This window comes from Microcoleus sp. B3-A4 (assembly GCF_036705385.1).
Taxonomy (GTDB): Bacteria; Cyanobacteriota; Cyanobacteriia; order Cyanobacteriales; family Microcoleaceae; genus Microcoleus.
In genome coordinates, this window is the sequence record NZ_JAUBUI010000013.1 from 75557 (window position 1) to 96695 (window position 21139).

Annotated in this window: 23 protein-coding genes and 1 other RNA gene; 5 read left to right on the forward strand and 19 right to left on the reverse strand. The window is 44.5% G+C overall.

Going from position 1 to position 21139, the window contains the following annotated elements; translation table 11 throughout:
- Positions 1-21 precede the first annotated feature (21 nt).
- The gene (locus QUB33_RS08765; protein WP_333349498.1) at positions 22-786 is read right to left on the reverse strand and encodes an MBL fold metallo-hydrolase; all 765 of its coding nucleotides are present in this window, start codon (positions 784-786) and stop codon (positions 22-24) included.
- 152 nt (positions 787-938) lie between these two features.
- On the opposite strand from QUB33_RS08765, the gene thiD reads away from it, so the two are divergent.
- Positions 939-1748 (forward strand): bifunctional hydroxymethylpyrimidine kinase/phosphomethylpyrimidine kinase, encoded by an 810-nt coding sequence (gene thiD, locus QUB33_RS08770; RefSeq protein WP_333349500.1) that lies wholly within the window; start codon positions 939-941, stop codon positions 1746-1748.
- Between the two features lie 62 nt (positions 1749-1810).
- Here thiD and dndE read toward each other — a convergent pair whose 3' ends face one another.
- From dndE to dndB, 5 genes are all read right to left on the reverse strand, one after another.
- Positions 1811-2212 (reverse strand): DNA sulfur modification protein DndE, encoded by a 402-nt coding sequence (gene dndE / locus QUB33_RS08775; protein WP_190660605.1) that lies wholly within the window; start codon positions 2210-2212, stop codon positions 1811-1813.
- 265 nt (positions 2213-2477) lie between these two features.
- Positions 2478-4475, reverse strand: coding sequence for a DNA sulfur modification protein DndD (gene dndD, locus QUB33_RS08780; RefSeq protein WP_333349502.1), 1998 nt, complete (start codon positions 4473-4475; stop codon positions 2478-2480).
- A 122-nt stretch (positions 4476-4597) separates the two neighbouring features.
- Entirely contained in the window at positions 4598-6283 is a 1686-nt protein-coding gene (gene dndC, locus QUB33_RS08785; protein WP_333349504.1) for a DNA phosphorothioation system sulfurtransferase DndC, read from the reverse strand.
- On the reverse strand, positions 6280-7278 hold the full coding sequence (locus QUB33_RS08790) for an HNH endonuclease (RefSeq protein WP_333349506.1): 999 nt from the start codon (positions 7276-7278) through the stop codon (positions 6280-6282). Before QUB33_RS08790 ends, dndC begins: the two co-directional genes overlap by 4 nt.
- A gap of 63 nt (positions 7279-7341) precedes the next feature.
- Positions 7342-8475 carry a DNA sulfur modification protein DndB gene (gene dndB, locus QUB33_RS08795; protein WP_333349508.1) on the reverse strand — a complete coding sequence of 378 codons (1134 nt, stop codon included), beginning with the start codon at positions 8473-8475 and terminating at the stop codon, positions 7342-7344.
- A gap of 230 nt (positions 8476-8705) precedes the next feature.
- Here dndB and QUB33_RS08800 point away from each other — a divergent pair, with 230 nt between their 5' ends.
- The 3 genes from QUB33_RS08800 to QUB33_RS08810 all read left to right on the forward strand — a co-directional run bounded on the left by QUB33_RS08800 (position 8706) and on the right by QUB33_RS08810 (position 11040).
- On the forward strand, positions 8706-10298 hold the full coding sequence (locus tag QUB33_RS08800) for a DGQHR domain-containing protein (protein ID WP_333349510.1): 1593 nt from the start codon (positions 8706-8708) through the stop codon (positions 10296-10298).
- A 97-nt stretch (positions 10299-10395) separates the two neighbouring features.
- On the forward strand, positions 10396-10647 hold the full coding sequence (locus QUB33_RS08805) for a DUF2281 domain-containing protein (RefSeq protein ID WP_333349512.1): 252 nt from the start codon (positions 10396-10398) through the stop codon (positions 10645-10647).
- Complete coding sequence (locus tag QUB33_RS08810; protein WP_333349514.1) at positions 10648-11040, forward strand: type II toxin-antitoxin system VapC family toxin; 393 nt, start codon at positions 10648-10650, stop codon at positions 11038-11040.
- Between the two features lie 12 nt (positions 11041-11052).
- Here QUB33_RS08810 and QUB33_RS08815 read toward each other — a convergent pair whose 3' ends face one another.
- The 12 genes from QUB33_RS08815 to QUB33_RS08870 form a co-directional block, all read right to left on the reverse strand.
- Positions 11053-12111 carry an endonuclease/exonuclease/phosphatase family protein gene (locus QUB33_RS08815; RefSeq protein ID WP_333349516.1) on the reverse strand — a complete coding sequence of 353 codons (1059 nt, stop codon included), beginning with the start codon at positions 12109-12111 and terminating at the stop codon, positions 11053-11055.
- A gap of 10 nt (positions 12112-12121) precedes the next feature.
- The gene (locus tag QUB33_RS08820; RefSeq protein ID WP_190742092.1) at positions 12122-12592 is read right to left on the reverse strand and encodes a DNA phosphorothioation-associated protein 4; all 471 of its coding nucleotides are present in this window, start codon (positions 12590-12592) and stop codon (positions 12122-12124) included.
- Positions 12593-12659: 67 nt separating this feature from the next.
- Positions 12660-12980 carry a nucleoside triphosphate pyrophosphohydrolase gene (locus tag QUB33_RS08825; protein ID WP_333349518.1) on the reverse strand — a complete coding sequence of 107 codons (321 nt, stop codon included), beginning with the start codon at positions 12978-12980 and terminating at the stop codon, positions 12660-12662.
- A gap of 12 nt (positions 12981-12992) precedes the next feature.
- Positions 12993-13649 carry a Uma2 family endonuclease gene (locus QUB33_RS08830; protein WP_333349520.1) on the reverse strand — a complete coding sequence of 219 codons (657 nt, stop codon included), beginning with the start codon at positions 13647-13649 and terminating at the stop codon, positions 12993-12995.
- The gene (locus QUB33_RS08835) at positions 13639-15705 is read right to left on the reverse strand and encodes an AAA family ATPase (RefSeq protein WP_333349522.1); all 2067 of its coding nucleotides are present in this window, start codon (positions 15703-15705) and stop codon (positions 13639-13641) included. The genes QUB33_RS08830 and QUB33_RS08835 overlap by 11 nt, the downstream gene beginning before the upstream one ends.
- Entirely contained in the window at positions 15702-15977 is a 276-nt protein-coding gene (locus tag QUB33_RS08840) for a hypothetical protein (protein ID WP_333349524.1), read from the reverse strand. Before QUB33_RS08840 ends, QUB33_RS08835 begins: the two co-directional genes overlap by 4 nt.
- 87 nt (positions 15978-16064) lie before the next feature.
- Positions 16065-17411: a DNA phosphorothioation system restriction enzyme gene (locus tag QUB33_RS08845; RefSeq protein WP_333349545.1), complete on the reverse strand. Its 1347-nt coding sequence runs from the start codon at positions 17409-17411 to the stop codon at positions 16065-16067.
- A 90-nt stretch (positions 17412-17501) separates the two neighbouring features.
- Complete coding sequence (locus QUB33_RS08850) at positions 17502-18077, reverse strand: Uma2 family endonuclease (protein WP_333349526.1); 576 nt, start codon at positions 18075-18077, stop codon at positions 17502-17504.
- 34 nt (positions 18078-18111) lie between these two features.
- A complete protein-coding gene (locus QUB33_RS08855; RefSeq protein ID WP_333122939.1) occupies positions 18112-18555 on the reverse strand; it encodes a hypothetical protein in 444 nt (147 codons plus the stop codon).
- A gap of 198 nt (positions 18556-18753) precedes the next feature.
- On the reverse strand, positions 18754-19134 hold the full coding sequence (locus QUB33_RS08860; RefSeq protein WP_333349529.1) for a phasin-related domain-containing protein: 381 nt from the start codon (positions 19132-19134) through the stop codon (positions 18754-18756).
- Between the two features lie 23 nt (positions 19135-19157).
- An RNA gene (ffs, locus tag QUB33_RS08865) (signal recognition particle sRNA small type) lies at positions 19158-19254 on the reverse strand.
- Positions 19255-19277: 23 nt separating this feature from the next.
- The gene (locus QUB33_RS08870) at positions 19278-19544 is read right to left on the reverse strand and encodes a YciI family protein (RefSeq protein ID WP_333349531.1); all 267 of its coding nucleotides are present in this window, start codon (positions 19542-19544) and stop codon (positions 19278-19280) included.
- A 120-nt stretch (positions 19545-19664) separates the two neighbouring features.
- On the opposite strand from QUB33_RS08870, the gene QUB33_RS08875 reads away from it, so the two are divergent.
- The gene (locus QUB33_RS08875) at positions 19665-20246 is read left to right on the forward strand and encodes a 2'-5' RNA ligase family protein (RefSeq protein WP_333349533.1); all 582 of its coding nucleotides are present in this window, start codon (positions 19665-19667) and stop codon (positions 20244-20246) included.
- A 182-nt stretch (positions 20247-20428) separates the two neighbouring features.
- Here QUB33_RS08875 and QUB33_RS08880 read toward each other — a convergent pair whose 3' ends face one another.
- The gene (locus tag QUB33_RS08880; protein ID WP_333349535.1) at positions 20429-21115 is read right to left on the reverse strand and encodes a ComF family protein; all 687 of its coding nucleotides are present in this window, start codon (positions 21113-21115) and stop codon (positions 20429-20431) included.
- Positions 21116-21139 lie beyond the last annotated feature (24 nt).

Here is a 21139-nt window from a genome sequence, read left to right on the forward strand (position 1 = left end):
TAAAATCTAAAATCTAAAATCTCAAATTTCTAGGGTTTGGCCTGGTTCGGGTTCGAGGAGTTGGGTGGATAGTCCCGATTTTGCTAGTAAATCGCGAAATTCGGGAATGCTGCCGATCGATCGCACTAACATTGGTAAAATGCCTGTAGCTCGGATGTCTCCCGCCGCTGTAGGCAGAAAAAACCGAGGTTTGAGAGTTTGGGCGAGGCCGAGGGCTTCAGAAGGGCCGATGATGACTTGTCCGAGGAATGGGAAGATTTGACCGATGACTGGGGCGATGGCTACGTCTACTGTGTCTATTTTCTGTTTGACTTTTTCTAATGGTGGCAGGTGCGGTTCGTAATAAAGTGTCTCGCCACTGCTTAAATCTTTGAGCAAATAGCCGTTTTCTTCTTGTCCGGGCCCGATTTCGGCTCCGGGTACGGCAGTAATTTGTAACTTTTCTTTAAAATTTAACTCTTGCCAATTTGCTAAAGATGTGATATTAGTGTAGCATAAACTGCTGAGGACTTTGGCGGCGGTGGGTGAGGCGATCGCGGGAATTGTGCGATCGAGCAGTTCGAGTGTTGGTCTGTGACAGTGGTCGTCTAATCCTTGGGAAATTAGGATGAGGTCGATCGGCGGTAAGGTGCTGGGAGTGAAGGTGACGGGGGTGTTGTGGTAGGCGGTGAACAGCCAGGGTTGACCGTAAAAAACGAGGGGATCGACCAGCCAGGGATCGACGAGGATGGTTTGGCCTGCGATGTGGAAGATCCAAGAGTTGAGGTCGATTCGGGTGATTTTCACAGTTATTTGCAATAATTCTTTACATTGGTTTTAATCATAGCTAATTTTGTTTGGGAATTTTAACCGCAGATGAGGGCGGATGAGCGCTGATGAACGCGGATAAGATGGGATTTGTCTGGTTCAAGTTGGCGTTTATCTGGGGTTGAAATAAGATGATTAAATTGAAGATTCCTGTGGCTTTGACTGTGGCGGGTTCCGATAGTGGCGGCGGGGCCGGAATTCAGGCGGATTTGCGGACTTTTGCGTTTCACTGCGTGCACGGTACGAGTGCTTTGACTTGCGTGACGGCTCAAAATACTGTGGGGGTGATGCGAGTTGATGCTTTGTCTGCGGAGGCTGTGGCGGCTCAAATTGAGGCGGTGGTTGGGGATATTGGGGTGCACGCTGTGAAAACTGGGATGCTGCTGAATCGGGAAATTATGGCGGCGGTGGCTTTACAGGTGGAAGCTTTGGGAATCGGGAATTTGGTTGTCGATCCGGTGATGGTTTCACGATCGGGCGATCGATTGATTGATGACGGGGCGATCGCATTTTTGCGGGATGTTTTGATTCCAATGGCTGCTGTCGTGACTCCGAATCGGTTTGAGGCTCAGATTTTGAGCGGTTTGGAGATTGTTTCTCTAGACGATATGCGATCGGCGGCGCAGCAGATTTACCGTTTGGGTGCGAAAGCTGTTTTGGTGAAGGGTGGCGGGATGGCGGGAGATTTGCGGGGAATTGATGTTTGGTTTGATGGTACGCGGTTGGATGTGTTGAAGACTGAGAATGTTGATACTGGCAATACTCACGGGACTGGTTGTACTTTGAGTGCTGCGATCGCTGCTAATTTGGCTTTGGGGAAAGATTTGTTTACAGCGGTGACATTAGCTAAGGATTATGTTACTACTGCTCTCAAATATGCTTTGGATATTGGGGAAGGCCAAGGGCCAGTAGGGCATTTTTTCCCGCTTTTACTGAAGTAAATTGTGAACTCATCCCTTCTTTTCCCTTCTTCCTTAGCGTCCTTTGCGTCTTCGCGGTTCGTTTAATTTCTTAATTTCTCAGGCGATAAAGCGATCGCCACCAAGTCTTCGATTTTCTTAATATTCGGATCGCCGGCTAAATAACCAATCCCTCGGTGCAAGTGCAGGCGAAATTGTTTGGCTAGAGTTTCTTTTTCTGTGCCTAAATTGTCTTGGTGACACCGCTGCTTGAGGGCAATTATCAAGATATCGGCCATGTCGCCGCCGAAGACATCCCAGCTTAATTCGACGTTGCTGTCGCTGGGAATTGGTACTGGGGATGGGATGCTGGGCTCGGCGAGCGATCGGCAAAATCCCCACCGACACAGGATGTTCCACTGATCGATTTTGGTCGATCGTTTCAGTTTTGATAGTTGGTCTTTGCCTGTTTGGGATAGGCGGATGCGATCGACTGGTGGTTCCATGAGTTTAATATTTTTTGGTATATTGTAAAAAGTGTTAATGTTGGGGAAGCAAAGCCTCTAGATAACCCGAAATAATTAACATTTTTTTACACGGCGCGACTTGATTAAATTGGTTTTTTTTGGTATTTTGATTGTAGTAGGATTTATCCTTAATAATCGGATAGTGGCAAAAATAAAATTTTCGCAACCATCCCATTATGCTATATATACTACCGCAACCCCAGGGCAAAGTCAAGGGGTTGTGGCTATTTTTTAGGGCTAATTTTTATTCCCAGAAGTAACCTTTTTCGACGGTGGTTTGGTGTTTGGCGGAGTCGTATTTGAGGAGGTAGCTGTGGGCTATCGCCTCTAATTCTTGGAGTTTTTCGTATTCTACTTTTCTAATTTCCGTGTCGGTAGAAAGCAGGATGACTTGGTGGCTGGCTGAGGGGAAATAGCGTTCGACTAGGTTGTTTCTGTGGGAGGAGTCGAGGCGGCCCAAGGGAGTGTCGATCGCCACTGGCAATTGTCTCCCGGATACTCTAGCCAATCCCCACAAAAAGGCGATCGCCAGCAATTGTTTTTCCCCGGCTGAAAGTCTGTGTTTCGGTACCGGTTTGCCTTCGGGATCGTAAATGGAGAGGCTAAATGTTTGAGTGTCGATCGCCACTCTGTGCACGAGGTCGGTTTTGTGCAACAGGTAGCGGAAACAGTCGGTAATTTCTATTTCGAGTTTGTTGAGTTTTTTGAGAGTGAGTCTTTCTTTAAAGAGTTTCAGGGTGGCTTGGGCTTTGGCGATCGAAGCGATGACGTGTTGGCTGTTTCTGATGGTCATGTATTCGCTGCTGTAGCTTTCTAGTTCTTTTTGGTTTTTGGCTAATTCCCTCTCTAACTCATCGACGCGGCGGTTTGCTGATTCCAAGGCTGCGGCTGCGATAGCGACTGCTTTTTGGGCTTTCCTGACTTCTTCTTCTAGTTTTTCGTAGGCTTCGGGGGAAGCTGCGGCTGCGAGTTGTCTGTCTGTAAAGTCGATTTCTGCTTCGATGCTTTTGATTTGTTCTATTTGTTCGCCTGCTAGAATTTGCTGGGCTTTGATTTGGTAGCTAAGGAGGTTTTCTAGTTGCTGGATGCTGTTGCTGTCGGCGTTCATCCAAGGCGGAACGTCTGTTCCCGCTTGCTGTTCGAGTTCTTGGTTTTCTTGGCGGATGAAGTCTTTAATTTTATCTAGCTGTTGGGGATTTAATGAGATTTCCGCGATGTAGTTGATGAGGCGATCGCTTCTTTGTTTGATAACATTTTGGGCAATCTTTGCTTGCTGCTGGCTGGCTTCTGTTTCTCCTTGAATTTTTGCTTCACTTAGCAAGGGCGAAATTAAGGCTAGTGGTAGCGTATTTGATGCCAATTCCATCATGGCTTGACGGGTTTTGTCTGCCTTATTTCTGTAGTCGTTTAGCTTGCTATCTAGCTGACTGCGATCGGCGGCAATTTTCCCGCCTTCATAAATAAACTTTTCTGAGGCTTGTTGCTGATTTTTTTGAGCTTTATCTAACTCGTTTTTAAAGCTGGCTTGTTCTTGCTTAGCTAAGTCTATTTCATCAGTAATTTTCTTAAAAGTTTGTTCGATTTTCTCTAAAGCAGCCAAGTCTTTTTTGCCAGCAATTTCTTTCCGCTTGCGGCCGGCTAAAATTTCTAAATCGACGGCGAGGCGTTCTGCTAATTCTAAACCTAAAAGAGATTTAATCGCCCCGACGACAAACTCTGGCGGTGTTTCGAGTTCGGCGAGTTCTTTTACTTGTTCGCCGTCAAACAGAAATAGGTTGGATATTCCGACCGGCAAAAGGGTTTCGATGTATTCGTCCCAGGTGTTAGTAATTGCTTTGTCAGACCACCAATCGCTGACAATATCGCTGTATATGAGAATGCTTAAGTTATCTTTGATGTCTAATTTTTTCCAGTATCTAACTATTTTGAATTGAGTTAATTTGTCGTCTTGGACTTGTTCAAATGTTAGTTCGACGCGGGTATCTTCTAATGTGGGGGTGTGGCGGTTGACGCATTGATTGAGAAAGTCGCTGTAGCTTAAATTGCCTCTGGTGGAACATTGGGCGCGGCCACCGTAGAGGGCGAGGCGAATGGCGTCCATGAGGGTGGTTTTGCCGCCGCCATTCATGCCGCCAAATAAAATGACTGGGCAGGGATTTCCGTCTTTTTCGGGGCGGAGATTGATGGTTTGGGTGCCTGCATAGGGGCCGAAGTTTTTGAGAACGAGTTCGAGGAATTGCATTGTAGATGTTGTCGGTGGTTGCTGATTGGTTTGGTAGGTACGTCAGCGATTGAGCTATCCATTATGTCGAGAATAATGATAGCTGACGCACCTTACGCAGGGTAAATTTTGATTTAACAGATTTAATCTTTGCTATTTTTATCTCCTACATCGGGAGTAGAAAATTTGATGTCGGCCCAAGATAGCTGTCTGCTTTGATTGCTATTGCTTTCGAGTTCTTCTTTAAGTTTGGCAATATCAACGGTATCGTTTTTGGCGGAACTGTTGGTTTGGGCGATCGCATCTTTGAATTGCTGAATGTTTTCCGTCGGATTTGCTTTAATATCTTCCACCGCTTTTTTTAAATTGCGTTGATAGTGGGCGTTGCCAATTGCTTCTTCCTTCGATCGCGAACTGGTTTCAAAGCATTTGTCCAAATCGGCGTAAATGCCTGTACGGCGGGGCTTCGTGTAGTATTGGCGTTCTGTATCCAGGAGTTTTGCCATCAATTCGAGGTGCATTTTGTCCTCGCTGCAAATCTCTTCGATCGCAGTCCATTCATCGCTACCGAGGAGTTTTCTTTCAGCGGCGGGACGGGAATCTTCAAAAGGTTCCCCCGTAACTTCTTCGTAAATCCGGGGTAAAGAGTCGTCGAATTCGTGCTTTTCTTCCAGCCAAATGCGGCGGATTTCGCTAAGTTCTTCAGGGGTAATTAAGGTGATATCGCGCATTTCTAGGGGGGCGGTTTTGCGGACGTGGGTTTGTGCTTGCAGGACTCGTCTCAGCCAGTGTTCTCGCCAGAATTTGGTGTAGGGCCCTGGGATGGGTTCGACGGAGGTTGTGTCGTCGCCCATGTTGCGTTCAAACAGTTCTACTCTACCGTAGATGCGGCGGAAGTCTCTTTTTGGGTGATCGTCTGGAATGTCTAATTCGTTGCGAATATCGAGTAGAGGCTGCATCCATTCTTTTTCCTCATCGTTTTGAATCATTGCCTCCATAGATTTATCTTGGCTTACCATTGTGCAAACCCAGCAGCCAAAGCGAGAATTTCCACAACTAGGGGTGGAAGTATCAACCACTAGAGGACATTCATTATCTGCTGTCGCACCTCGATACATAGTTAGCAAATCTTTGTTGTTATTTCCCCACGGATTATCCCACTGCATCAAGTAAAGCCACACTTCATCTGTTCGCCAGTCTTCAATGGGAAGGTAAATGTAAGAGTTAGGGCGAGTGGGATTAGCATTAAGGCGTTCGCTTACCCGCCACTCCCTATGTTTAGCCATATTTGCGGCGCGTTTAGCACTTTCAGCCTTGCGAGTACCTAGAACAAGAATTACCTCGCCGCTAGTTCTAATTATTTCACGAATAAAAGAACCGGTTGGTTGTATTTTTAATCGTTCCGTACACCATCTAAATCGGTTTCTAGGTGCTGGGTATCCTTTACCTATTAAGCACGCCCAAAAGGTATCTTGAACGGCTGGATAAGTTAAATGAGTTTCTATTGGCATTCCCTGTTCTTGGGCTGCAACTTTCATCCGTTTTAGAGAATTATGTACTCCAGCAGCTACTATAGGGTTTTCTACCAGTGTATCATTTGTTAAAACATGAATTATTTTGTGGCGTTTCTCAATTGGTAACTCTGCAATCGCATACCAGACAAGCTGTAAGACTGCCGAACTATCTTTGCCACCACTCCAACCGATTACAAGTGGGAGTTCATCTTGACAATAAAGTTCTTGAATTTCCTTTTTTAAAATTTCTATGTCTGCCATTAAATCGCCAATATTGCGGGGCGGAAATAGTGACATTTGTTGTAGATCATTCATTTTCTAGAACTCCGTTTTGATTTTAAAGTAAACACATTTTTGCGATGCCACTGAAGCGCATCTTTTCTCGGATAATATTGCTCGGAACTCGGCAAAAGAATAAGTTCGCCGTGAAACTCTTTCATTAATCTAGGGTGTGGTGAGTCCTCTTGTAAATCACTAGCAACTATAATCTGATAACGATCGTCAACAGCAAACCATCCTCGATCGAATGCCCAATGATGATTTTTACAGAGTGAGATCCCATTATTTACTCTATTATCATAAAACTCTGAGAAGGGCTGGATATGTGCGCCATCTACAATACTTTGACTAAGTGAACGAGTAACTTTTAATCGACAAAAAGCACATCGGTAATCATACAAATGCACGATAGATTTACGAAAAACAGCCTCTCTAACCACAGATTTTTTTAAATACACCTTTGGTTGTCTATCTGTATTACCCGATTCAATAGTATCTAATTCAGCCAATGTTGAATCTTGAAAAGACTGGTTAATCTTTAAAATATCTTCAATTTGTTTATTGGTAGATGAAAACCAGACAGAGATCAGTACATCTATTAATTCTTTTCTGGCATTCCTATCTTGCAAAAGACTAAATAGTTCATCGTCAATTATTGCACTGTCAACAGCTTTTTTTAAGGTATTGATTGTTTGAGGTCGCCCTCCTTCATATTGTTCGCTAAATTTAAGATACCAAAATCTAGGTTCTTTGTTTTTTAAGTGATAAAACGGAAGAGGAAAAGAATCACCCTTTAAAGGATTAGAAGTCAGCGCCGACCAATTTTTGTTGAAGGTGTTAATTAATTCCTCGGAAATGGTAATGTGGTTCTCCTTGATGAAACCTTGTGCAATTAAATCAGTGACAGACAATAGCAGTATTGGCTGATTTAGAGCATCTCCGCGTTGTTGTGTACGGTTGACATTAAGATTTGCAAAACAATTGCGATAATAAGCTAAATTTTTATATTCCGACTCCTGCCCCGTACTCACTGCTCCCTCCTGCTATGATTAAATATAATCCAGTCTTAAATTTTACACGATTTTTCAAAAGCTTTATCCATTGTGGCCCGGGCGTCCCGCCTGTGCCGCATCTGCGGTTTCCAAACCAAACCGATTTTTCAAATAATTAGTCATCCAACTAACACTCGCCCTCGATCGCGAAATCCCCCCTTTCAACAAAATCCCACCCTCCCAATCAGGATTAGAAATCGACCAATCAACCTGCTGCAAAAGGCTCAAACGTTCCTCCCAACTCTCAGGAAAAACCGACAGCAAAGCGGCCCCAACTTCCCCCAAACTCTCAAGCACAACACTGTGACAGTGTACGCAATCCCGGCGCATTTCCCCCGCCGCCACTTGCTTGTGCAGAACTAATTGCCAATCTGGAATAAAACTGCAAACCGCATTCCAATAACTAACCGCCAGTTTTATTTTTTGAGCAAGTTCTTCCTCTTTCCGTTCTTTTTTGGTGCGAGAACCAGAGGGTTTTGCCTGTTCGCTGCCCTCAATATTAGACAGCAAAGCCATGATAGCACGATCGATCGCACTCAGCGCAAACAATTTGTGCGATCGCCCGTTCAAACTCCCCCTCTCCATCTCAGTCAAACACCGGAAAACCTCAACCTGCTTAACAACAGCCTTCACCACAAAAGCGCGATCGTCCCGGTGGTTGTAAAGTAGACTGAGTGACGCCTCCAAAGGAACTTGAAAACTGTTCAAATCAGCAAACATCTGCTGCGATTTTTCCAACCCAATATCCAGAAACAAAATCAGCGCCACCGTCTCATATCCCAACTGCGGATTTTCCCTCAAAGCCATCTCAAAAGCCGCCCGGCGATGCTGTCCGTCATTAATAGTAAACTTAGCATCCATCGGCACTCGCAAGCGACCGATTTTCCGTTCTTCGGCCTCATTTCCCACTGCTTCAAAAGTAATATCCGCATCAATCGAAGCAGCAATTGCCCCACAAGTATAATTTGTAGGATTCTTAACAAAATACTCAGCAATTTCGGGAATCCTAGCTTTGTTAAGCGCGCGTTTCGCCCGCATAGACGGCGGCAAATCTTCTGATTCAAAGGGAAAAAATTTCGGCAAAAAACGCACCGGACACATCGACACGTAATATTCGCGGCCCGCTTGAATGCCCCGAATTACCGGCAAAATGTATTCAAAAGAAGGAGTAGACATATTTTAGAATGGGGCATTGGGAATGGGGCATGGGGCATGGGGAATGGGGCATGGGGCATGAAAATTAGGCATTAATAGCTATTGACTTTTTGCAAGTTTTATGAAATAGAGGTGGTCTAGGAGGACATAACTTAAGTATTTCACAAGGTTTTTTTAAAAACAAGTGTTGACATAAACTTTAATATATGATATTTTTTTAAAAAAATAGCCTAATTATATAAAAACCGCCGATGAACACCAACCCAGCGGATGACCTCGCTAGCAAAATTTTAGAGAAAGAAAATAGCGACAGACAGGAAATCGCACTTTTATTAGATAATTATTTAGGAAAGGACGATCGCATTTTCGTCCAAAAAACCCAGATGGGAAACAGCGAAGCATACATCGGTTCAGTCACCCTAGAATGGTTAGACTCTCGCGTCCGTTTCGCCTCCCAGATGCCGCTTTTCCGCCAAAAATTCGACCTCCAAACCAACAACATCGTCCGTGACGACGAAACCATTGACGAAATTATCCAGCGTCCCTTAGATTGGTCGCGCCAAGCCACCCTAACTCAATATTTAGCAGCCCGAAAATCGCACAAATTCCCCGCAGTTTTAGTAGTCGTCAGTCCCCCGTGGGTAGATAATCCTCTAGCCGAGGAATGGGATAAAAATGGCGTAGCAACCAAATCCGCGACTGAATTTACATCGTTTGATAAAAACGAGAACTTAGGGCTTTTGAATGTTTCTAAAGAACTCTCTATTTTTGCCTTAGACGGTCAGCATCGGCTGATGGGAGTTCAAGGTTTAATGAGTTTAATTAAAACCGGAATCCTGCAAAGATACAACAAAAATAAAAAACCTGTCGGGGCTGCAATTGCTCTAGAAGATTTAGCAGAAGAGTATCAAATTGACCCCGGAGAAGTGTATAAATTAGCTCACGAAAAAATCGGGATTGAGTTTATCCCGGCGGCGGTAGCGGGGGAAACGCGACAGCAAGCACAACGGCGCGTGCGATCGATCTTTGTGCACGTTAACCTAATGGCGGTAACGCTAAGTCAGGGCCAGCTAGCATTATTGAACGAGGACAACGGATTTGCGATCGCAGCCCGAAAAATTGCCGTTACCCATCCCTTATTAAAAGAACAAGATGACAGAAACCCCCGCGTCAATTGGGACAGCGCCACAGTCGCAGCAAAATCAACTGTCTTAACCACCTTGCAAGCGCTGCAAGATATGTCCGAACGGTATTTAGAATACAAATTCCCTCATTGGAAGCCGGAACGAAAAGGTTTAATTCCCATGCGTCCCGAAGATGAAGAACTGAAAGAGGGAATTGAAGAATTTAAAAAATTGTTCGATCATTTAGCAACTTTACCCAGCTATCAAAGAATTGAAAGCGGCGAAGAAACGGCGGAATTGCGCCGATTTAGTTTTGAAAAGCCAGGGGGCGAGGGAAATATTTTGTTCCGTCCAGTCGGTCAAGTTGCTTTAGCTAATGCTTTGGGAATTCTAGTATTTAGAAAGAAACTTTCCCTGAAATCTATTTTCGACAAACTCCGCAGGTACGATGTCGATGAAGGATTTAGCCACATGGACAATCCTGAGTCTGCGTGGTACGGGATTTTGTACGATCCGAACAAAAAGCGAATGTTAGTTTCTGGAAAGGATTTAGCGACGAAGTTAATTGTATATTTGGTGGGGGGAATTCAGGACGATATGGAGCGAGCTCATTTGCGCCAAGCGGTAGCGGAAGCGAGGACTTTTGAGGATAAAGCTGTTAGTTTTAACGGTCGATTTGTGCAGCCGCAAGAGGTAGGATTGCCGCCAGTGCTTAGCTAAGTTTTTATTGGGCAAAGTCCACAGCGACGAAGACTGATAAAGCAGGAAGCAAAGGGGTTTTGTATAATTGAATCTGCACCTTACCTAGAACCAGATTATGACCATCGCTGAACAGATCTACGCAATCGTCAAAACCCTTCCCAAAGACCAAGCCAGCGAAATTCTCACTTTCGCTGAATTCGTTTGTGCCAAGCACCTGAGCGCAAACCAACCAACAGACACCGTAGACTCTGCGATTCCTTGGACTGAACTTGTTTTTTCCCTTGCTGGAACTTGGGCAAAAGATTTCCCATCCCTGGAAGATATTCGTGCTGAATCCGGACAAGACATCCTGCGGGAGAGTCTGTAAATGTACGTTTTGGATACCAACACCTTGATCTACTATTTCAAAGGTCAAGGACAAGTTGCTCAAAACCTTGCTAATGTTTCTCCCCAGGAAATAGTCGTTTCTACGATCGTCCTTTTTGAGTTGCAAGTCGGCATTGCTAAATCCAATTCGCCGGCCAAACGCACCCAACAACTTCAGCAATTTTTGAGCAGAGTTAACGTTATTCCTTTCGATCGCGATGCTGCTCTTGCGGCTGCTACAATTCGCGCCCAGTTGGAGGAACAAGGTACTCCCATCGGCCCGATGGATGTTTTGATTGCAGGGACAGCCGTAGCCCTCCAAGCGACTCTCGTCACCCACAATGTCAACGAATTTTCTAGAGTTTCGGAACTCGCAATCGTAGACTGGTATTGACTAAAAAACTTCTCACAATCTGGCTTCCTTTAACAAAATAAGTTCGGCTCCTACAGGCAAATGATCGGACTCTGTTGCCTCTAAAACCGAACTTGATTTAGCACCCCAATGCTTGGAATACCAAATATAATCAATCCGGAAAACCGGATAATTTAATCTCCAATTCGACCTTTTTACCAATAACTTAAGTTCCCAACCGTGAGGCCAGGTAAAACCAAACCCCCACCCCGATTTTCGGAAAGAATCTTGCAAGACTTTCTGCACCCTATCATAGTCTTGAGTTTCGTCGGTCATATTAAAATCGCCCGCGACAATTACTGGCAGAGTTTCTCGCTCAACTCGCTGCACTAAGTCTTGAATTTCAGGCGCTCGTTTGTCATATTTGTAAACTGGAATTTTGAGAAAACGCAATTTTTTATATCGGCTCACCCACGGCCCGGTAGCTTGCATATTATAAATCACTACTTCTTGTCCGTTAAATTTAATAATTGCCCGCTGCTGCGTTTCTGGATGACCCGCTAAATGCAGTATTTCGCTGGATACAATTGGATATTTACTGAGAATTCCTACAGGGGGAGTGCCAATTTGATAGGGGTAGTCTGCTTTTAACGAGGTGAAAGCTCTTTGGGTATGTTTTTGAACGATTTCTTGTAAAAATATAATATCGGGTTTTTGCTGGTTAATCAGTTTTAGTAAAGTAGGTGACTGAGTTTTATGCCAACTGAGGTTATGGGATAAAATTTTGATGCTGGGCTGCGAATCTGTGATTTTGATTGGTGTGGGATAAAAGTATTTGACGTGCAGCCAACTTATTAGGAGAATGCAGGCGATCGCAGAAATAATAGTGAACCATCTTTTTTTGATAATTGACAAGCCGATGATAGGAAGCAGGAAAGTTGGGAATAAAATTAAGGGGCTAAAAGTGCTAATTAAGGCAATAATCCACAGTCTATCCCAAAAAAATAGTTTGAAAATGAAATAGCAGATAATAAATGCTGAGTAACTGTAAGCGAGAAATTTTGCAGCTTGCTTTAAGCATCTCTGGATTATATCTTTTGGGATGTGCTTCATTTAAAACCTATTAAAATAAGAACTTGCTTAAATCGAATTCTTCATTTGACCGATGTTGATTGTCTCTTTCAGAAATCAAAACCAACAACAGGCGATCGGTATAATCCGCCGCACCCCGCAACTCTTCTCGCAAAATTTCCAGTCCACCATTAGCATATTCTTCAAAAATTTGCAAGCGTTCTGCTTCCAATTGTTCGTCGAGATGGGAGAGAATTTGAGGATTTTTGGTTTCGGCGATCGCAATTAACTTAATCGCCATATCGTAACCCCTGGATACAAAGATATCAACATCGATCGCACCCGGTTCTCGTTTAGAAATTTCCCCCAAAGGCGATCGTTTTTTTCGCTGCTTTCCCAAGGATGCGGCGAAGGCTATGACATCGGCGTATGTCTGGAAAGGGCCAGTGTTGTTGTCCGATAAAGTTAATGATTTGACTAACTCCGCTTTATCTTTAGCAATTCTAATTTTGTTAGCAGCCATTGCCATAATATCTAGTTTCTAACTATAATACATCTCGCCAATATCCAACAGTTCGCACAGGCGCACTTCACCATGTCCGCAACAACATAATTTTTTGTGCAAAACCTCCTCTTGCTTCCCGCCGCTTCATTTGTTCCGCCAAAAGTCGATCGCCCGAAATGCCAAAACTCGCCATCACCGCATCTATTACCTCATACAAATCCGCCAATTCCGCCACCAAATCTTCCTCGTGGGCCTCTGCTGCTTCCCCCGCTTCTTCAATCAATTTCTGCAGCAAAGCTTGACGGTATTCTGCCTCCGACAAAATTACAAACTCGCATTCATTCCCGCTTTGGCGAATAATTTCAGGAATGCGATCGCGCACCAACTTATGATACTCTTTTTTCACGTCAAACTCCTTTCAACCTTGACTAAAAATTTGAATCAACCAGCGATTAATTTCCCCATCATCTTGCGTTTGACTCCGATTCAAAGCTTCCTCAACTAAGGCGATTTCCAGTCCAGGCAAAACCCGCGACTCTTGAATTCTTCCGCTACCTCCGTTATTAATCGCAAATGCAAAAACCTCCCGCGTGTTTGCACGTTCAACCCAATATTCACTAATTCCTGCATTTTCGTAAAGCAACCGCTTACTGCCTAAATCATCGTTAAAAGAAGATGCACCAATTTCTATTACCAAATTAGGCGGATCGTATTCATCCAAATCAACAGGTGAATTGCTGTCATTAGGAGGAACTCTCAAATCTGAACCGATGTAGTAAGCTAAATCAGGTTGAAACTCGCGAATACCTGCTTTCCTAAAACTGGCATTAGCAAATTGAACTACTCGGATATTTCTCAATGTAGCAAACAGAATAACTACATACGGGATGATTGAATTATGACGTGCGTGCAATGGCCCTACTGGCGACATTTCTACCCTCATGTGTTCTTGATAGTAATAAAACTTGCCCTTTTCCCATGCTGAATCCTCAGCCAAATTCAGAAACTCTTCCCACGTCGCCTTCACCCAAATATCCGTTTCCAAAGCCTGCGTAATTGCCGAATTAGAAGCCATAATCCACCTCTACAATTTCTGTATATTCAAATTCATTAGGACTGCGCCTAACTAAAGGATAGCGCGTCCCGCCAAGTTCGATCGCATCTTCTTCACAATCAGCTTTCGGAGAATTGTACACCAGCACGTATTCCCGACCAATGGAACTTTCCATCTCTTGAGCAACTTCTCCGCGCCACTGAGTTTTTGTCACCAAAACTACCAATTGATTCGCCAACTTCGGCAGCTTATTCGCGATTTGCTTGCGATAAATCTCGTCCAAACTGCCAAAGGGAGAATCCATCACAATTGGAAAGGTACTGCTATCCGGGCCCATCAAAGTATTCTTTTGACTCCACTCCCGAACGCCCTCAATAATCCCGCCGATAAACGATAAACTGAGAATTTGATTTTCTCCTGTAGAAGCGGCAACTAAAGATTCTTTGCCCGACGTATTTTCTACTAGCGTCAGTTCGTATTTATCGCTCAGCTTTGGGATGTAAGGAGTAAAAGAAATTTGACTAAAAATATCTTGCACTCGCTTTTCTAACTGAGAACAAAACTGTTTTTCTAAGCGCGATCGCACTTCAGTTAGGCGATCGATCGCATCCTGAGTCGCAGCAATCCGGCGCTGGGCTAATACTTGCCTTTGCTCATTCAGTTGCTGCTTATCGATTTGCTTGTCCAGATTGGCGATCGACGCATTCAAGCTCTCAATCTGCTGCTGATTAGAGCCTGTTTCCCGGTGCAAATCGCCAATTTTTGCCTCAATTTCATCCAAGCGCTTTTGCAAGCGGCTGACATCGCCGTCAGGAAAATTTCGCAGCTTATTGTGAATATCGTCTAACTGATTTTCCACCCGAGAAAGTTCGGTTCTGTCGCGGCTGATATTGCCTTGCTGTCGGTCAATTTCATCCCAAAAATCAGCCACTTGCCTATCAATTTCATTTACCCGATCGCTAATCCGAATAGTTGTTTCTTCCACATCGCCAACACCCGCCTTATCCATCCAACCGCTAACCTGTTGGCGAGACTCAGAACCCTCCACTAATTCCGCACCGCAGATACACCGCTGCTGCGCTAATAACTCTTCCAAAAACGGCCGCTGAATCCCCGAAAGCAACGCGCCTTTTTCCCGCAAACCCCCTACAATCACTTCAAATTCAGCCGCCGCATCCGACAGAAATACCGCGTAACCGCGCATAGAGATTGAGCGTTTGAGAGTATCTGTAGCCTGTACGATTTGTTGCTTAAATAAATTTTTCTGCATTTCCAATTCGTCTCGCAACTTTTGTAAATCCGCAGCACCGCTAAGTTCCAACAAGTTACCATTAACTGCTTTTTTTAACTCCCCTTGGTTCTCCAATTCCCGCTCGATTTCTACTTGTCTGCTCGAAAGTTGCTCAGCTTCTTGCTCAATTTTTTGCTTATCTTTTAAAAGTTTCTTAGTTTCAGCATTACCAATTATATTTAAATCGGTCTCTAGAGATCTTTTTGCTTCTAGTAAATGCCGGATCGATCGATTCAATACTTCCACCCCCAGCAACTCCTTAGTAGCTTCCGCAATTTCTGCCTTTTTGTCATAGCGGACAATTTGCTCGATTCGCTCCCCGTCAAAAAAGAAATATTTATGTAAACTTTCCGGCAAAATCCGCCCGATAATATCATCGGGATGCTGATCCGGCTTCAGCCAGAGACCGTTATCTTTTGCTACATTCAGAAACAATTCAGCCTTGCCATGTTCTACAGTGTTTTCACTTTTATAAGCACGACAAATTCGTCTTGCTTGGTAGCGCGTACTGTCGTGTTCAAACACAATCTCCGCCCAACAACCTACGGCTTTTCCCATTTCCGCCTCAGCCAGAGCGCGCTTGTTTACTAATTGTTCTTCCGCCGCAAAAGCCGCGCTAAATTTTCCGTAAAGCACCCACGTAAAGGCATTCATTAAAGCCGTTTTTCCAGCGCCATTATTCCCGTGAATTACTGTAATGTTTTGCCCGCCCCAAGCTAGTTTAATTTCGGGACTTTTGCCGTAAAATTGACGAAAGTTGCACAGAGTAATTGAGATTAACTTCATACAATTGCTTCCTTAATAATTTTTAAAATGTCATCGTTAATGTGGCGGGGAGCTCTCATGTACAACTTATCTTTTTCAATTTCCAATACCCGCTCAATAATTTGTCGGACTTCGGGCGACGCGCTAGTAATAGGTTGCTGTACGTCGCTGAATTCCTGATGAGTTTGATAAGGAGAACGCTTTTCTGCTAAAATGCTTGTCGGTACGGCTGCGATCGCACTATCTTCATATCTAAATGCCATAATCAAATTTTCATTCAGATTTTCAGTCATATTTTTTTTGCAAATATTAAAACTAACAACTAAAACCGCGCTCAAATAATTCTCTCTTCTAAAACATAAACCTAACCTTAATAAATGTCAAATGTCTAATAGCCCGTAACGCTTCTGAAGTTGCAGCAATTTCACTCTAGCTTCCCCAGCATTGTCGGCTAAATCGGCAAATTCCAAGAACCGCTTCAACTCTTTTCGCAGCAAATTGCGCTCGACTTCTAAGGTTTCTCTGCCCAAATCTGGAGGCAAAACTATCATGTCAAATAAAGTTGCTCTTTCCTTCCCCGGATGCGGTCGCAAAATCCGTCCTCGGCGCTGAATAAACTGGCGCGGATTGCTGCTGCTTGCTAAAATTACAGCATTGCGAATTGCTGGAATATCCACGCCTTCATCCAAACAGCGAATCGCGACTAAACCTTGCAATTCTCCACTCTCAAATTGCTGACGCAATCGTTCTCTTTCTGCTAAAGGAGTTGCCGCTGTATAAGTGTTAACTCGGTAGCCTAATTCTGAACCCAATAACTTCGCGGTTTCTGTTAGTTGGCGGTTGTTATTTCGGCGCGCACTTCCTTCGATCGCACCGTCGCCGCAGTAAAATAAAGTGTGGGCTGTGTCGAGACGGTGAATCATTAATTCTCGCAAAGCTACTAATTTATTAGCCGCCGCTCCAATCAACCGGGCTCGCTGCATTAATAAAGTCGTTAAAGCATCGTTTTCTTCTACTTTTTCATCGCCCCAAAGTGCCCAGCCAATTTTTTGAGTTAAGCGGGAATACTTGCGGGTTTCGGCTTCTGTCAATTCTACTAAAATTGGATAGTATAAATAATGTACTAATGCTTTTTGGCGGATGGCGTCGGCTAAAGTGAGTTCCGGCTGCAAAACAGGGCCGAAATAATCTAAAATAGCTTCGGTTCCTTGTTCGTCGAAATGCCTTTCTGGGGTGGCGGAAAGGGCGAGTCGCAGTCCAATATTGCGCGGCAAACTTTCTCCTAAACGGGGCGCGCCTAAGTTGTGAACTTCGTCTCCAATAATCAGGGTTTTTTCTGGGAAATAGCGCAGTTGCGATCGCAAACTATCTCCCATTAAGGTAGCGTTAGTAGTGATGATTGTGAGAAATAGCCGATCGCCCGATCGCACTTCATACAAACCCGCAGCCAGCTTCTTCTGCCAACTGCGGGCGCTATCAAAAGCTAAAATAGGTTTTAAACCAAATTTCTCGGATTCGCGCGCCCATTGATTCACTAGGTGGCAGTAAGGGCAAATTACGAGCAGAACTTGCAGGTTAATTTTGTTGTATAATTCAGTGGCGATCGCCAGCGCAGTAATCGTCTTGCCGCTACCGGTCGCCATTTTCAGCGTACCGCGTCCCTGATTCGCAAACCAATTAGCAACCGCCACTCGCTGATACTGTCGCAATTGCAGCGATGGCGGCATCTTCGGAAACCCAAATTGCGAATTATTAGCCGTTGAGCGATTCACCTTTAAATGCCGTTAGATGCAATATTCCCTATACTCAACTGTAACTCATGGGCGATCGAAACTTAACAGCCCAAACAAATCATCCGCCGACAGTTGCAAATCCGACAGCACATCGAGCACAGGTAAAATATCCTGATTCTCTTTCGCCTCTGGTTGCTGCTGCGGTTTAAAAACAAGAACTAATTTTTCGGCCGGGTCAATCAACCAACCCAGTTTAGCATTGTGATTTAAGCAAAACAAAATATTATTAATGACCCGAGTTGGATTTTGATCCGGCGATAAAATCTCAATTGTCCAATCCGGCACACTTTCAAACCTATTTTCTATTTCTCCATTAGCATTGAAAGGAATGCGCGACCACTCAAACACTGCTATATCGGGAACAAGAGAACGTCCCCCAAAAGTGCAGCGCAATTCTAGAAACGCATAAGCTAACTTCTGCGGTTTGCCAACTCGATTAATAACAGATGGAAACTCGAATTGTAACGTACTGTGTTTTCCTTGCGGCATAGCTTTTTGATAAATTTGACCGTCAACATACTCGCTAGCCGGCTTAGTCTCTGGCAATAGCAGAAACTCTTCCAGAGAAATCTTTGACGGAGACTGAATTGACGTTACCATAAGCCATTAACCCCTCAACAACTCAACTGCCGTCTTAAAAATTCATATCGCTGTCAGTTTCCCAATCAGCACAACTCTCCGATTCCACACCAGTAGGGTGCATCGCACAAACCAACAAATTGCCACCGTAAACTTGACCGTGATAGTTGCGACAACCGCGACAAGCCGGCTGCTGCGTCGGCGAGGGGTCTACATAAGTAACCATCGACAAATCTATCTCATCAAACTCCGGGTCGAAGTCGCGGCAAATTTCAATTATCGGTTCGATAAATTCATTAAATAAACCGTCAAATTCATTGAAATAACCGTCAATGTCGTTAATCAGATTATTTTGTACTTGTTCAGTAAACTCTTCCGACATTTTTGCCAAAACGTCCAGCATTTCGACAAACTCTTCGCCCATTTCGCTGAAAAAATGCTCTACTTCAGAAACAGCATTTTCCATTACTCCAAAAAAATCTTTAGACCAATCTTCCATGAATTTGACAGCTTGGTATTACAAAATAATTTACAGACAGGTGTAGCCAGCCTCATGCGAAGCGATCGCACCTACTTTCAATTCTATTACCTATTGCCGGATATCCGTCCACATCTGACAGGGCAGATATTTAAAAAGGGAACTCAAGAGTATTATCCTGAGTTCCCTTCATGCTTTGCTGCGCGAGCTTTTTCTAGCTTAATCCCGCTTCAGCCGCCGCAATTCGTCTTGTAAATTCTGCACCTGTTCGCGGAGCTTGTCTACGCCGCCAGTTTCTTTGGCATCTTTTGGCGAAACCTCTTCTTCCTCCGAAACAATTTCAATACGCCGAGGTTCAGCCGGTTTTTTGTCGCCAGCCGATTCTACGGGCTGCTGCTGCTGAGCCTGTTGTACCATATCGTCAACAAAGCGACGGGCTTCTTCCGTTGACATCTCGCCCCGCTTCACTAATTCGTCTGCCAGCTTTTGGGCTTCAGTGCGTAATTCAGTTAACTTGCTGCCAGCTTTTTCACCAGCGTAGGAAGCTAGCCCGACACCAAGGTAAACTGCTTTCTGTAAAATATCTCCGAAACCAGGCATAGGAACTACACCTCATAAAACTGGGTGAACCGGAGACCACGCCTATTACAAGCATCCCGTGTTGCTGCTACCTTCCGGTCCTGACAAGATTTGGGCGTTGGAATCGCGTGGATCCAGTTCATTTATGAGTATAACACAGTTATTTATTCTTCGACCACACACCAGTGATAAATTTCATAAACAACGCAACCGTTCTTCACCAGCGGGTCTTCAGCGACGATCGCCTTCGCCTCATCCATCGAACCAGCCTCAAACAGCAACATACCGCCGCCCCGCCGCGCCCAGTAGCCAGTTTTCGCTCGGTGTCCTTTAGAAATCAACTCTCGGACATAAGCTCTGTGAGCTGGCACGTATTGGTCAAAGACAGGCTTTTCGACAATTCCTTGCTCAATTTTGACAAACCAAGGCATTTTTATTTGGGATTTTAGATTTTATATTTTAGATTGGGAATGGGTGATCAGCCATGGGATCTAGGGCAAATGCTCTCTATTCCATTTTGCACCATTCTTTCTTAACTGCGATGTTATCCGATGAACCAGTCAAAACAGCGATTTTTTATTGCCATAGTGCCGCCTCCCGATATTGAACAGCAGATTAATGAGATTCAACGGTATTTTGCGGAACACTACAACAGCCACGGTGCTTTGAATTCGCCGCCGCACATCACGCTGCAACCTCCTTTTCACTCGTTAGCGGAGGATGTTCCCCAATTAGAGGAAAGTTTGTACCAGTTTTCTGTAAACCGGCTGGCCATTCCCATTACTCTATCCGGTTTTGCTGCTTTCGCACCCCGCGTCATTTACGTTGATGTTGTCAAATCGCCCGAATTGCTGGAAATTCACAAAGATTTGATGAGTTATTTGGAGGCAAATTTGGGAATTGTCGATCGAGTTTCTCAAAGTCGCCCATTTGTACCGCACATGACAGTGGCTTTTCGCGATTTAACTAAGGAGAATTTTCATACGGCTTGGTTAGAATTTGCAGGGCGATCGCTCCACTTTGAATTTACCGCTTCGGCGTTAAATTTACTGCTTCACGACGGCAGCCGGTGGAACATCAGCAAGAAATTCCCGCTTGCAGCCGAGCCTCCAACAATCATAAATCCATCCTAAACACTCTCCATTCTCTTTCTTCTCTTTCTTCGCGTCCTTCGCGTCTTCGCGGTTCGTTTTCCCAAAAAAACTTGTTAGCAAACCGTGATTAATATGAGATATGGTAAAACAACTATTACAAGTTTGTAGTGAGCAATTTACTCCTCACTACAAACCTGTTTAAAATTAAAGAGCGTCACAGCTTACCTATCGCTCTTATTCGGAGTTGCAAGTGCCACAGTTCCGTAAACCGAAATTCCCGACTCTTCCAATATTTTAATTGCCGACTTAACCGTAGTACCGCTAGTGTAAATATCATCAACTAACAGCACGCGATCGCGCGGGCGCCGGCGAGTAAAATCTTTCCCCAAACTTAAAGCATTTTTCATTTCCGCTTGTCGCTGCTGTGGCGTCAGAGCGAATAAAGCCTGAGTATTTTTCACCCGCTCCAAGCCGTGCCGCTGCAAAGGCAAACCAGTCAGCTCGCAAAAACTTTCAGCCAACAGTTCTGCTTGGTTAAAACCGCGCTCCTTGACCTTTTCTTTGTGCATGGGAATCGGTACAACTGTTAAATTGTCTATAGCTAATTCCGGAAAACTCAGCCAAGCTTCTGCCAGCCAGCCGCCTAGAGGTTTGGCTAATTGCGGATTGCCGTCATATTTCAAAGCTGCGATCGCCCGTTTGAGAGCCCCGCCATACTCACCCCACACAAAAACACGCTGTTCTGAATGCCAAAATCGACCGGGATCGGTTAACTGACATCGCTGAAGTTGCTTGTGACAGTACGGACAAAACTCTCCGGCGGCCGGCCGCTGACAAAGAGGACAGTTAGACTTAAGAAATAGATTGAGAAAAGATTTGACTAATCCCGTCCATTGTCGCTTGTTCATCCTAAAATTGTAGTAAGTGATTAA